We start from the raw sequence: 13,183 nt of genomic DNA, 5'->3' as shown, positions 1-13,183 counted from the left end.
CTCAACAACTAAAGTCTTAGCCCCTTCGCCCATGACATTATAGGATCGAGATCAAATCCAGAAATAGACGAAAGGCTAAAAATGGAGGGTCAGGCCGATTTAAATAAGTGAAAATACTTAACTCAAAAAGAAAACACACTTGCGAAGCGTGAATAAATTCTTTCTTTAACGTGAGCGTAAGGCCCCGGTTCCCTTAGGGGAAATCGCAATCAGAGGCATTTGTTCGCCAAATTGTGAGTCCAAAGGTCCCTTCGCCCAAAGGAGAGGCCTTAATGATTGCTGACTCACTCATGAATCAATAGCCGTCTCCAGAATACAGCGCTCCAAAAGGCGCTGCTCAAATATATCGACGAGCCCCACATCGCTCAGCCTCGGTCCCTTGTTGCACACAAGGGAGGCTCCGAACAAAGCCTTGAAGACCAGATAGGGCGGTTGCCAATCGACCACCTCATCCATCGCCGTGCGGATTGCGGCAAAGCCAGCCGCCACCTGTTCCAGACTTTGTGGGCTTATCAATCCGGCAATGGGCAGCGCCAGCGACGCGATCACTGCGCCATCCCTGACCACCACCGAACCGCCATCCATATCCCGTAAGGCATTGGCAGCAATTGCCATATCGGTGCTGTCGCGTCCAAAAACCGTGAGGTTGTGGCAGTCGTGAGACACGGTCGAGGCATAGGCTCCGCGCCACTGTCCCCAATGCTCCATGAAGGCCACCCGCACCGGGCTATACTGCCCGTGGCGATTGACGATTGCCATGCGCATCATGTCGTCCGGCAGCGTCAGTACATCCTTGTGGATCGGCACCCACCGCTCGCCCCAGTCGGGAAACCGTGGTTTGGACAGAGTGGCGATTCGGGCACGGTCACCCTTTGCCGCAATTTCGAAGTCGGATGGAGAAAAGAGGTTGGTCTTGACGGAGTCGCCAAGCGGCCGGTTTTCATCGTCCGGGTGCACTGTGCCAGTGTCGGTGCTGCGGGCAGGTGATTCTGTTGCGACTGTGGGGTCAAAAGCGGGCTTTTTGATTACGTAACCGTCAGATATGACGTATAGGGAAGATACTGTTTTGAGATCATCCATCAAGAGCAGATCCGCCCGCTTGCCCGGCGCGATCAGCCCCAGATCCGGTCGCCGGATTCGCGTCGCTGCATTGAGGGTCGCTGCCTGATAAACCCACCAGACCGGTAGGTCTACTTGCATCAGCAGACGCATCATGTGATCGAGCGCGCCCTTGTTGAGAAGGTCGTCGGGAAAGACATCATCGGTACAAAGGGTCACTGTCTGCGGCATATGTCCCAGCGACAAAAGGGCTTTTGCAAAGTCGGGCAGCAGATAGTCGTGTGAGCCCCGCAGCTCGACCGTCATGCCTGCTTCAAGGCGGGCCATCAAATCGTCGGCGGAGGAAAGCTCATGATCTGTTTCGATGCCCGCCGTGGCAAAGGCCGCCAGATCCCGCTCGGACAGGCCTCGAGCATGGCCGCAAATCCGTTTGCCACTGGCAAGTGCGGCGTCGACGATACCCTTGACCCGCGGCTCACCGTTGATCAGCGGCTGCATGGTCATCAGTTCCGCCGCACCATGAATGTCATCACGGGCCAGCAATGAGGCAATCACATCCGCGTCGAAATCACCACCGGCCACCTCATATCCGGGGGCCGAGGGCACACAGGTCGGGGCCAGTGTGAGAATCCGCAAAGGGGCATCGCGCGCCGCATCCAGCGCATAAGTCATGCCGTCCAGACCGGCGACGTTGGCCAGTTCATGCGGGTCCCAGACAATTGTGGTGATGCCGCGCTGATGCGCCGCTTTTGAATATTCCGCCGGTGTGATCATCGAGCTTTCGATATGCATGTGGGTATCGATCAGCCCCGGCACGGCATGAAGACCCGTCGCATCAATCTCGGTTTGCGCCTTGGCGGCAGCATCGGGCCTGTGGACCGAAGCAATCAGCCCGCCGACAAGACCAATATCGGCCAACCGTTCCCGCCCCGTGACCATATCGAGCACGGTCGCATTGCGGATCAGAATGTCAAATGGCTCTGTGCCCTTGGCAGCAGCGACGGCTGCACCACGCAGTGCCGGGTCTGTGAGATCACGATCAATGGCCATGGTTGCGGTCCTGACTTAAAGCACCAAGGCATTGACCGGACAAATCAGCTGGTGCTGCCGTCGCAAGTCGTGTCCGACTGGTGGATGTGGGGTCAAAGTGGGTGGCGCCATAATGGCTTCCCCGCTCTGTGGTCACATGCATATGGGCGGGGAGAAAGACAAAGGATGCCGGATCCAGATGGGCAAAGGCTGCCACCGGATCATAAATCGACATACTTTCGCGTCCCCGTTCCTGTGCAATTTGGAGATAGCCGCCCAACAGATCAGCCGTCAATTGGTCACAAGACGGACAATCAGCAGCCGTGAACTGCACCTTGCGGCACAGGGTGAGGTCGATCACGTCGAATGGAAGACCAGATTGGGCGACGATGGAGACAGCTTCCGGGTCGGCAAATGCATTATATTCGGCATGGGGGGTATGGTTGCCCGGCCCGTTGCTGCCGCCCATCCAGACGAGCCGGGTAATCTTCGCGGCGGCTTCCGGTGCGACTTCGATCAATCGGGCGATGTTGGTGAGCGGCCCAAGCGCCAATATGTCCCGCGTCTCACCCTCTCTGGCGCTTTCGAGCCAGTTGATGAGTGCAGGAAGGACTGGTGGGAGGTCTAGGTCGCTCGGCACTTCGGGCAATTCCTGCCCCAAACTGCGCATGCCTTTGGGACCGAGAATGGCGGTGGCAGTTTCCGCCTCACGCACCAAGGGTCTGTCTGCGCCAACAAACAGCGGCAGCGACAGCCCATAGGCCAGATTGGCACCAAGGGCATTGGCTGTTACCTGAGCCAAGGGCGCATTGCCCGCCACCAACGACACGCCAGCGGGCGCGACATCGCGCGTCTTCAGGATCAGCAAGGCCCAGAGGTCATCAAATCCAAAATCCGTATCCACCCACAGCATCGCGTCAGGCTTTCAGTGGGCGGGCGGTATCGAGCGGCAGGTCGAAGGCAATCATGTCGCCCAGTTTGGCCGCTAAACCAATTGGCGCTTCTGCCTTGATGGGGCCCAGTGGACTGTCGATCACATACTCCCGGCAGTCTCCGGCAAAGGCTGTGCCGAGGATTTCGCCTTGATGCGGCCCGTCGCCCACCTGCACGCCTCCCGGACGCCAGGCAAGGATCGACGCAGCCGAATTGCCCGCGAAAGGCAGCCGTCCCTTGTCGGACACCAAAGCCCCGTCCTCCACGCGAAAGATATTCTCAAAGCCGATAAAGTCGGCGGCGAAGGCGGTTTCCGGACGTGCATAGAGATCCTCCGGCGTGCCGATCTGCTCAATCTTGCCATCGCGCATCAAGACGATTCGATCCGCCATGCCCAACGCTTCGGCCTGATCATGGGTGACAAAGACCATCGTGATGCCCGTCTCGCGCTGAACTCGTTGCAACTCGGTGCGCATCTCCAACCGCAGCCTTGCATCGAGGTTCGACAAGGGTTCATCCAGCAACAAAACCTTTGGCTCCATCACCAGCGAGCGGGCCAGAGACAGGCGCTGCTGCTGGCCACCGGACAGCTCTGCCGGTTTGCGCTTCTCAAAACCCGAAAGGCCGACCTTTTCCAGCACGACGCCAACTTTGGACTGGATTTGCTTGTCAGCCAGCTTTTGCAGCCGCAAGCCAAAGGCGGCATTTTCAAACACGCTCAAATGCGGAAACAGGGCATAAGACTGGAAGACCAAACCAATGCCCCGCTTGTTGGCGGGCATGCGGGTGACATCAACCCCGTCAATATGAATGCTGCCGCTTGTTGGTGGCATCAAGCCGGCAATCGCCCGCATGGTCGTGGTCTTGCCACAGCCTGATGGCCCGAGCAGAGCGATCAGCTCCCCCTTGCGCACCGAAAGATCCAGATTGGGCACGGCAATCGACTTGCCATAGGACAGGGTCAGATTCTGAAGATGGACAAACTGATCAGACATAACGAGAGAATCCCAAAAGGCGCTCAGCGGCAAAGACAATGGCGAGCGACATGAAAGCGAGCAGGGCGGACAGGGCTGCGACCGACGGGTCATAGGTGATCTCCATATAGGAGAGCATGTCGATCGGCAGGGTCCGCACCCCGGGGCCGGACAGGAACAGCGACACCGGCACCTGATTGAAGCTGGTTACAAAACCCAGAATGAAGGCGGCCAAAACCCCGCCGCGAATGTTCGGCAGCACCACCTTGGTGAAGGCTTGCAGCCGGGTACAGCCAAGCAAAACCGCAGCCTCTTCCATATCCGAGCGCAGATTATGCAGGCTCGAGCTGACCACCCGCACCGCATAAGGCAACACCAGTGCCGTATGGGCCAGAAACAGCGCCAGCGTGATGCCGAAATTAAGCGGCACCACCAAATAACGCAGCAAGGCAAGACCGACAATGATGCCCGGCACGATGATCGGCGCGGCGACAATGGTGCGGATCGTCTCTGCTCCGGGCAGTTTGTATCGATTGAGTGCATAGGCCGCCGGAATGCCGATCAGCAAAGCGGTCAATGTTCCAAAGACCGCAAGGAACAGGGACAGGGCAAAGCTGGCGCGGAAGCTTTCGACGGTGAAGACCTTGGCATACCATTTGAGCGACAGGCCATCGGGTGGAAAGGCCAGAAAATCCCCTGCCGAGGCGCCAGCAAAAATGATGATCAGAAACGGGCCGATCAGAAAGGTCAGCGTCAGGCCCAATATGGCCCAGTTGGCAAACTGTCTCATCTCAGGACCTCCGCGCCGTTGCGATCCGCTTCAGCAGCAGATTGGTGGAGAAGGACATAACGATCAGGATCATCGCGATGACGCTGGCCGAGACAAAGTCATTCGACACATTGACCCGCTGATAGAGCAGGGTTTCGAGCATGAGAACCTTGGAGCCACCCAGAATGGCAGGGGTGATATAGGCCGTCAGCGAGCCGGTAAAGACCAACGTGCCGCCAATCACCAACCCCTCCTTGGTCAAAGGCAGGATCACCTTGACGAAGACCTGCAGCCAATTGGCCCCCAACACCCGTGCCGCCGGAATGACATCACGCGGTATATTCTCCATTGAGGACACCAGCGAAATGATCATCAAGGGCAGGAAAAGCTGTAGCAGACCGAGAAACACCGCCGTTTCGGTGAAAAGCAACCGCAGCGGCGTCTCTGTCAGGCCCAAGCCGACCAACGCGTCATTGACGATGCCCGTGCGGCCCAGAATGACGATCCACGCATAGGTCCGCGCCACTGGCGAAATCATCAGCGGCAACACCACAAGGCCAAAAATCTGCCCCCGTGCCTTGGCATCCAGATTGACGATGCAGAAAGCGGCAGCATAGCCAATGACCGCCGCTGTTCCGGCCACCATTACGCCCAGCTTCAGCGTGCGCAAAAAGACCGTCTGGTTGAGTGGCTTGGAGAAAAACTCAAAATAGGCCGCCAGTGACCATCCGCCATCGGACCGAAAGGCCTCAGACAACAGCATGGCAACCGGCACCAGAAACATCAGCAGGGCAAACAAAGCCGCAGGCATGGCAAGCGCAAGCCCTTGCCGTTGATCAAGAAACATGGATGGGACCTTTGGGAACGTCATAAAAGAGGGAAGAGGCCACGCCTTGAGGCAGCCTCTTCCCTCCCTTGCTGGTTTTCTATTTGATCACTTCAGCATTCCACTGCTCGACCCACTTGCCGCGGTTGTCGATGATTTCGCTTGGCGGCAGAATGTTGAGTGAGTTGATCAGATCAGCGCCATAAGTCAGGTTTTCGGCCACTTCGTCGCTGACCTTGACTTCCATATTGGCTGGGCTGTCGATCAGCGCCTCGGCGATGCGGGTCTGCACTTCGGTGGACAGCCAGTAGTCCATGAACTGATAGGCCAGGTCTTCATTGCCATTGCCCTTGGTCATGATCATCACATTCATGCCACCGGCCTGCCCTTCTTTCGGATTGGCCCATTCGAACGGCAGAGGGGAGCTTTTGAAGCGGCTCCAAGCAAAGCGACCAACAGGGGCGGCAATCACTTCTTCCTGATTCATCAGCTGCGCCAGCTCCGAGGAGCGGGAATAGAAGGTGACAATCTTGTCGGACGCCTTGCCGATATCACTGATGGTCTTGGAGAAATCACCACCCTGATCATTGGCCTTGTTGAGCATCATCAGCGTCAATGGGCCTTGGGTGCCAGTGATGTTGGGCAGGGCCACATTGTTGGCAAGCTTTGGATTGGTCAAGAGGTCAGCCCAGCTGTCAATCGACACCAGATCCTTGCGATAGACAATCGAGCTGGCATAAAAAGTGTAGCCAACGGCCTGACCATTGCCCAGCGGATCCTGTGCAGAAGGATAGAGCTTGGACATGTTGGAGAGTTTGGAGGCATCCAGATCGGCAATCAGATCCTTGCGCGCCAGCGCAAGGGCGTCATGGGAGGAAATGACCGCCATGTCGATCACCGGTTTGGCGGCATTGGCCTCGATTTTTGCCATGCGCTCGACCGAATTGCCGGTTTCCACCACCAGATCACAGCCGCACATCTCTTCAAACGGATCATAAAGGGCTTTTTTGTAGGCATCCTGAGCAAAGGAATAGACCGAAATGGTCAGGGTCTTGTCGGCAGCGTTTGCCGCTGGAACAAGGGCCACGCTCGCCGTTGCGAGTAGGGCAGCCGTAAGGAAGGGCTTCATGATCATGTCTCCTGTTGGGAAGGTTTTTTGGGTCTCGAGGTGGAGTCTCTGGCAACCAGATGCATGGGAATGGTTTGGCCGGGTTCGGGTGGCGCTGCAAGTGGGGGCGTGTCTTTCTTGGCCGCCAAGCGTTTGCAGCGTTCGTCGATCTGGCTGGCGAGAAAGGCAACAGCCTTTTCCGCGATGGTTTTGGCATCCTGTGAAATCGTGGTCAGTGGCGGATACATCAAGCGCCCGAAGGTCGTGTCGTCAAAGCCCGTGAGGCTGACATCCTCAGGCACATTCAGGCCTATTTCCATCAACAGCGAGCGGACCTTCAGCGCCAGCATGTCAGAAGTGGTCAAAATGGCCGTTGCGCCATCCTTCACAATCTGGGGAAGGGCAGCCAAACCGGCATCCCCCCATTGGATTTTCAGTTCGGTCCGGCCATCCAGCACCGACTGCATACCCGTGATCCTGTCGCGCTGCACCTCGGAAACCGGGTCCTCGCCGAGCAGGGCGACATGTCTGTGGCCCAACTCAAAAATGTGTTGGGCGATTATCACTCCGCCGCCACGATGATCGGACGAAACCGTGTTTTGCGGGTCAGACGCCGCGTTGATAATCGCCATCGGCACGGAGACCGGGGCTGGCGACGTTCCCCTTTGCGGCACGATGATCAAGCCATCGATGCCGCGGCTCACCAACCGTTGCATGGCCTGTTGCTGCTCTGTGGCACTGCGGCGGGAATCGGCTATCAGGATTGCCAGATTGCGGTCCTCTGCGGCCATGGACAGGGTTTGGGCAAGATGCGGAAAGAGGGGGTTGGTCAGATCTGGCATCACCAGTCCGAGAATGTTGCTGCGCCCGCTTTTCAGGGCAATGGCAGCAGAACTCGGTCGATAACCCAGCTCCTCGGCCCGCGCCTTGATGCGTCCGACCAGCTTTTCAGAGACGCGTCCTTTGCCATTCAATGCGTTGGATACGGTTGCAGCCGTGACGCCCACATCAGCTGCAATGTCCTTGATACTGACCATAGTTCCCCACTCGTCCGGTCATGGACGGACTATATTCAAACGACAAATTTCTATAATTAAACGTTTAATCAAGGTACTATTCAATAAAAACGTGACAAGTGCCACCGAAAACAGACGATACCGCAGGATGGGCCACGAGGAAAGCATACGCAAGATCAAAAAAGATAAGGCGTTCCAAAGCGTTGACTCTGCGTCAATCCGCCATGTGGATGAGCGAGCGGGGCAAAAGAAAAACCCCGGAAAGGCTGTTGCCTGTCCGGGGTGATTCTGGAATCGCGCTTTGGGCGAGACTAGTTGAACAGCTTGGCGCGTTCTTTCAGCTCATCCAGATTGGGCTCATCTGGATCCCGTGGCAAACCGGGATGGATGATGCTGACCTGACAGCTTTCGGCCGCTTCGACCAACTGCCGATAGCTGCCCGCATCCGGATCGGCGATATAGGCCTGCAGATTGTCGTTATAGCCAAACAGCCGGTCATTGATCTGGCGGCATTCGTTGCAGGTTGTGCAACGAGGCGTTTCGATCCATGGGCTGCCTTCGGGTGGCGCATCTGCTTCCTCGGCAGCTTCAACGATCGGGTCCACTGGTGCGCTGGACAATGTGGGAGCCACTGGGGCTGTCGGTTCCGAATTGGCCTGCTCTCGAGCCAAATCCTCACGCTTGACCCGTTCGGCTGCCAATGCCGCGAGAGTGTGGGAGTTGTTGATCCCAGCCATTTCCTGCAGCCGGTTCCAGCCGTCAAGGCATTGCCGTGCAGCGCTGGAGATCTTGTCATCCACCACAATGCGAGCCATTTGCAGATCATCGTCGACCCCCAGAACAAAGGGGCGGCGAATGTCGTCGCTGTTGAGCGGCACCTTCATCCATTCGGCAAAGGCAACCATGTCACCGCTCCAGCCTTTCTTGCTGACGGGATGACAGAAGCGGCGATAGCGCCGGTCACACAGGGCAAAGTCCCCATAGGTGAACTGCACCGACTCGGTGACCGCATTGCCATTCTGGTCCTCAAAGCTGATTTCATGGCTCGGCCAGTCAGCCTCCACTTGCGGATTGGCCGAGAGGTCGAACCGCCCGGCAATATCCCGCCCGGCGGACGGGTCATAGGTGAAGTTGGGGAAGGCCCGGGATTCCGCTGCCGCGGCTGCCAGAATGTAAGGTGCGATCCCCTCAACGGTTTCACTGGCTCCCGAATAGAGGCTGAACATGGCCGGACCGTCATAGGCCATGCCATGCATCAACGCATCCTGCATTCGGTAGAGGTGGGCGCTGTTGGTCTGCATCACAAAGGCATTGTTCAAGCCCATCGCCATGGCGGCAAGCTTTGGTGTGCCAGCGCCAAACGAGTTGCGCGGCGGTTCCGGTGAGGTCGGCCCCAACACGTCATCCACCTGAATGAGCACCTTGATCGGCAAACCATAGGCCAGCGCCTCATAGGCCCGGGCCAATTCTGCACTATCCGTCACCCCGTCGCGCAGATAGATCATGGCCGAGGGCAGCAATGCCATTTGTTCAGCCGTCAGATCATGCTCGTCAAAGGTGGCAAAGATCCCGTCATGCAAGTCAGAGACATATTTGTTCTGTACTTCCATTTCGGCAATGGTCAGCGCCTTGACGAACTCGACCACACTGGGAAGGCGCTCCCGATAGGCGTCAAGCGCGCTCGAACAGCTGGTAAAGACATAGCTGTAGCAGATCGCCTTGCCCGGCTCGGTGTAGGACGCCCGACCCGGGCCGAAGAAGGCCTGTGTCTGAAGCACATGAAGCGCATGCTTGATCCGCTCAACCCGGTCTTGTGGCAGCCGGTCTTCCGGTTGCACCCGATGCAGCATATCCGACAACATCGAAAAATCGATCGAGTTGTCAGTGTCCATGCCCATCGCCTTTGACAGGGCATCGGCACTGTGGGCCTCGTCCGATTTCATATGATCCGACTTCAGGATATCGGTCAGCTTGAGGATCAGGCCGTCTACCTTTTTGCGGAACTGCCGGGCGCGTTTGTGATGCACCTTCTGCCAGGCATGACCAAGGATGCGGTCCGGCGTTGCCGCATCACAGCCGATGACCTTGCCATCGACCGACACTTTCTGTCGAGCCAGATCCATATTGCGATCCATCGGGCCGAAGGGTGCTTCGCCACTCTCGCGCACCAGATCCGCCTCGCAAAGGCGCCACAGCTCGGAGAGAAGCTCCTCGTTGCCTTCTGCGACCTTCTCGCGGATCCGTTGTTCCAGCTGCAAGACCTGCTGCCGCATGGCTTCCCCGTCTGGTCCCAATGGCGCGGCGGCTTTCAGGGCATCATCGACAATCCGGCTGAGGGGCCGGATGATTTGCGGAGCATCTTCCCCTTCCACCAACACCAGCGGATAATCGTGCCGCAGGGCGGTCAAATTCCCGTAGCGGGCAAACAAAGCCGGCAACAGGCGGGATTGCGCCCCGGCAGGGTGCGGGTCTGTTGGCGTCTTTGGTGTCATGGGCGCCGCAATGATTTGTGCTTGTGCCATGATCTCTACTCCCCGGCTTGTGGCGTTGGCTGGCTTTGCGGCCAGATGCCCACCTTGTCGAATTCCTCATTGAGGACGGTTTCCACCAGCCCCGGCGTGCTGGGCCGCTCGCCTGCCCGCAATTCGTCATAGCAAGGCACCGACGGGTTGTTATAGAGGATGCCGACCGGCAGCTCCTCCTGCATCGCGGCCAGAGCCAAGGCCCGCTCCATGTTGATTGGGTCGTGGGTTTCCTGATTCTTGTAGATCCGGGAAATTTCCGGTTTCAGCCGCAACCCGTCTGCATGGGTCAGGATGCGGGTCTTGAGCGGATCCCGCACCGCCTCATCAAAATGATGATCCATGAAGTTCGGGCAGCGTTGCAGGATGCGGATGAAGGAAAAGCCCTTGTGATGATAGGCTTTTTGCAGGATGTCATAAAGCAGATCCGGGATCCAGTCGACCGCCTGCGCCACAAAGGACACGTTGGCCACCCCCAACGTCACCGTCAGCGGATTGAGCGGATTAAGCGCCGCGCCATAAGGGGTCGTGTTGCTCTTCAGTCCTTTGGGCGAGGTGGGAGACGCCTGCTTCTTGGTCAGGCCATAGACATTGTTGTCATGCAGCAGCACCGTCATGTTCATATTGTATCGGATTGCATGCAGCCAGTGGGCCGCCCCGATGGAGCAGCAGTCGCCATCCCCGGTCGTCACAAACACATTGAGGTCAGGTCGGCGGATCTTGATCCCCTCGGCAATCGGCAGGGCCCGCCCATGAATGCCATGAAAGCCATAGGCATTCATATAGTGCGGCAAGCGCGAGGCGCAGCCGATCCCGGAAACACAGACGGTCTTTTCCGGAGCCAGTTGTTCGTCCCGGCAGAGTTTCTGCATCGCGGTCAGAATGGCCGTGTCCCCACAGCCCGAGCACCAACGCGGCGCGATGGCACTTTGATAGTCGCCGATCCCATAGTCCGTCTGGACCATATTCATCAGGCATTGGCTCATTGTAGCAGTCATAATCTCACCTCATGCCTGTTCGAGTTTGGCCAAGGCTGCGGCCTTGATCTGGGCAGGTTTGAGCGGTTGGCCATGGGACTTGCCCCAGCAATCGACATCCACCAGCCAGCGCGACCGCAGCAGCAGCGCCAGTTGCGAATAGCGGCGATTGTCCGAATTGATCAGCGGATCAGAGAGCGGATCATTCCAGTTATTCTCGATCGTCATCACCTTTTTGAAGCGACCCATCACCTCGTCAATGCCTGACGCCATCGGCTGGAGATACTTCAGATGCAGGGAGGAAACCTTGTGGCCCTCTTGCCTGAGGGCGGTCACCGCTTCTTCGATGGCGCCGCGGGTGCTGCCCCAGCCGATCAGCAACAAATCCCCTTCCTCGTCGCCAAAGACCGGTGCCAGACGCAGGGTCTTTTGCAGGGCGGCGAGTTTGCGGGTCCGGTTGATCAGCCCTTCCTCGTTGGTTTTCGGGTCATAGGCCACCCGGCTGTTGCGATCATGGGCCAAGCCTGTCAGGCAGTGCATGCCGTTTGGCTGGCCGGGAATGAAGCGGGTGGCAATGCCCGTTCGCTCGTCCCAGTCATAGGGCTTGGCATCCGGCGGCACCGCGCTTTGGTTGACCGGCGGGGCCAGCCAATCGGCGCTGAAGACCGGGCGGTCAAAAGGCTGTTGCGCCGTCGACAGGGCGGCATCAGACAGGATCATCACCACCATATTGAAGGTCTCGGCAATCTTGCGCGCGGTGATCACCGAATAGAAGCAATCCTCAATGCTATCGACCGCCATCACCACCTTGGGCGCATCCCCATGGCTACCGAAAATGGCGGCCATCAAATCGCTTTGTTCGACCTTGGTCGGCAAACCGGTGCTGGGGCCACCACGCTGCACATCGATCAGCACCAGCGGGATTTCCGCCATCACCGCAAGGCCAATGGCTTCCTGTTTTAGTGACAGGCCGGGACCGGAGGTGATGGTCACCGCACATTTGCCCGCATAAGAAGCGCCAATGGCAAAGGTTGCCGCCGAGATTTCATCCTCGGCCTGATGCACCACGCAACCCACTTTTTCGAAAATGCTCGAGAGATAATGCGAGGCCGAGGTGGCTGGCGTGATGGGATACATGGCACAGACTTCCATGCCCGAGGCCACAACCCCCAAAGCCAAGGCCGCATTGCCGTTGGTTACCACCTGCGGCTTTTCAACCGGCGGGGCAGGGATGCGGTAGTGCATGTCAAGATTGTCGTTGGCCCATACTCGACCCGCTGCCATGAGTTCAAGGTTGGCGTCGATGATCTTGCGATCCTTTTTGATGAAGGTCAGCTTCACCTGTGACGCTGCCAGCTCTTCATCAAGGGAATAGATCGAGCAGAGCATGCCCAGCACGAACATATTCTTGCCCTTGCGCGGGTCCGGCACATATTTCTGGCATTCCGCTTCCATCGGTACTTCGATCAAGCGATAACCACCGGCGCGGATTTCAGCGCACACGTCCGCATAGGCATCAGCAATCGGCTGATGGGCATCCCGCTTCCACATGTCCTCAAGCAGAATGGTCGCACCCTGCTTGATCTCTCCGGCCCGAAGGCGGCTGAGCAAAACCTGTTCATTGAAGGCGATGACCAGATCGGCCTGATCGCCAACATTGGTCACCTTGTGGGCGGCCATTCGCACCCGGTTGCCACTGGCGCCGGCGACAGAGCGGGGCGGTGGCTGGATTTCGGCAGGGATGATTTCCACCGTCCAGATGCCCATACCCGAACGGGCCGCGATGGATGCGAGTGATTGGCCGCATCTCTGCGCGCCTTCACCAGAATCACTGACAATTTCGATGATATGTTCATGGATCACTTCGGCGGGTCGCATGGCGGTCTTGGCACCAGTGGCAGACCCGGCGGCGGGAAGTGGGGTGTCTTGTGCGATAGGCTGAGAGCTATCAGATGTCATTGTGGGGGCTC

10 protein-coding genes are annotated in these 13,183 nt (G+C 57.9%); all 10 read right to left on the bottom strand.

What is annotated here, in order from left to right; genetic code table 11:
• Window positions 1-288: 288 nt before the first annotated feature.
• Window positions 289-2,109 carry an adenine deaminase gene (locus tag DSD30_RS01540; RefSeq protein ID WP_114007838.1) on the bottom strand — a complete coding sequence of 607 codons (1,821 nt, stop codon included), beginning with the start codon at window positions 2,107-2,109 and terminating at the stop codon, window positions 289-291.
• Window positions 2,099-2,992: a nucleoside hydrolase gene (locus DSD30_RS01535; RefSeq protein WP_157967511.1), complete on the bottom strand. Its 894-nt coding sequence runs from the start codon at window positions 2,990-2,992 to the stop codon at window positions 2,099-2,101. The genes DSD30_RS01540 and DSD30_RS01535 overlap by 11 nt, the downstream gene beginning before the upstream one ends.
• 13 nt (window positions 2,993-3,005) lie before the next feature.
• On the bottom strand, window positions 3,006-4,016 hold the full coding sequence (locus tag DSD30_RS01530; protein WP_114007836.1) for an ABC transporter ATP-binding protein: 1,011 nt from the start codon (window positions 4,014-4,016) through the stop codon (window positions 3,006-3,008).
• On the bottom strand, window positions 4,009-4,785 hold the full coding sequence (locus DSD30_RS01525; protein ID WP_114007835.1) for an ABC transporter permease: 777 nt from the start codon (window positions 4,783-4,785) through the stop codon (window positions 4,009-4,011). The genes DSD30_RS01530 and DSD30_RS01525 overlap by 8 nt, the downstream gene beginning before the upstream one ends.
• Before the next feature lies 1 nt (window position 4,786).
• On the bottom strand, window positions 4,787-5,611 hold the full coding sequence (locus tag DSD30_RS01520) for an ABC transporter permease (RefSeq protein ID WP_114008564.1): 825 nt from the start codon (window positions 5,609-5,611) through the stop codon (window positions 4,787-4,789).
• Window positions 5,612-5,690: 79 nt separating this feature from the next.
• The gene (locus tag DSD30_RS01515) at window positions 5,691-6,719 is read right to left on the bottom strand and encodes an extracellular solute-binding protein (RefSeq protein ID WP_198662775.1); all 1,029 of its coding nucleotides are present in this window, start codon (window positions 6,717-6,719) and stop codon (window positions 5,691-5,693) included.
• Window positions 6,720-6,721: 2 nt separating this feature from the next.
• Window positions 6,722-7,735, bottom strand: coding sequence for a LacI family DNA-binding transcriptional regulator (locus DSD30_RS01510; RefSeq protein WP_114007833.1), 1,014 nt, complete (start codon window positions 7,733-7,735; stop codon window positions 6,722-6,724).
• Between the two features lie 290 nt (window positions 7,736-8,025).
• The gene (locus tag DSD30_RS01505; protein ID WP_114007832.1) at window positions 8,026-10,236 is read right to left on the bottom strand and encodes a ferredoxin; all 2,211 of its coding nucleotides are present in this window, start codon (window positions 10,234-10,236) and stop codon (window positions 8,026-8,028) included.
• 5 nt (window positions 10,237-10,241) lie between these two features.
• Window positions 10,242-11,234 (bottom strand): thiamine pyrophosphate-dependent enzyme, encoded by a 993-nt coding sequence (locus tag DSD30_RS01500; protein WP_114007831.1) that lies wholly within the window; start codon window positions 11,232-11,234, stop codon window positions 10,242-10,244.
• A 9-nt stretch (window positions 11,235-11,243) separates the two neighbouring features.
• Window positions 11,244-13,172 (bottom strand): 2-oxoacid:acceptor oxidoreductase subunit alpha, encoded by a 1,929-nt coding sequence (locus DSD30_RS01495; RefSeq protein ID WP_198662774.1) that lies wholly within the window; start codon window positions 13,170-13,172, stop codon window positions 11,244-11,246.
• Between the last annotated feature and the right edge of the window lie 11 nt (window positions 13,173-13,183).

Origin of the sequence: Cohaesibacter intestini, assembly GCF_003324485.1 — a bacterium.
GTDB lineage: Bacteria > Pseudomonadota > Alphaproteobacteria > Rhizobiales > Cohaesibacteraceae > Cohaesibacter > Cohaesibacter intestini.
Note: the sequence above shows the minus strand (reverse complement) of the source record. Positions and strands in the feature narration are given on the sequence as shown.

Excerpts from the sequence above, each read along its gene's own strand:
- DSD30_RS01540 (WP_114007838.1), bottom strand. The coding sequence starts at position 2,109 with ATGGCCATTGATCGTGATCTCACAGACCCGGCACTGCGTGGTGCAGCC.
- DSD30_RS01530 (WP_114007836.1), bottom strand. The coding sequence starts at position 4,016 with ATGTCTGATCAGTTTGTCCATCTTCAGAATCTGACCCTGTCCTATGGC.
- DSD30_RS01525 (WP_114007835.1), bottom strand. The coding sequence starts at position 4,785 with ATGAGACAGTTTGCCAACTGGGCCATATTGGGCCTGACGCTGACCTTT.
- DSD30_RS01520 (WP_114008564.1), bottom strand. The coding sequence starts at position 5,611 with ATGTTTCTTGATCAACGGCAAGGGCTTGCGCTTGCCATGCCTGCGGCT.
- DSD30_RS01515 (WP_198662775.1), bottom strand. The coding sequence starts at position 6,719 with ATGAAGCCCTTCCTTACGGCTGCCCTACTCGCAACGGCGAGCGTGGCC.
- DSD30_RS01510 (WP_114007833.1), bottom strand. The coding sequence starts at position 7,735 with ATGGTCAGTATCAAGGACATTGCAGCTGATGTGGGCGTCACGGCTGCA.
- DSD30_RS01505 (WP_114007832.1), bottom strand. The coding sequence starts at position 10,236 with ATGGCACAAGCACAAATCATTGCGGCGCCCATGACACCAAAGACGCCA.
- DSD30_RS01500 (WP_114007831.1), bottom strand. The coding sequence starts at position 11,234 with ATGACTGCTACAATGAGCCAATGCCTGATGAATATGGTCCAGACGGAC.
- DSD30_RS01495 (WP_198662774.1), bottom strand. The coding sequence starts at position 13,172 with ATGACATCTGATAGCTCTCAGCCTATCGCACAAGACACCCCACTTCCC.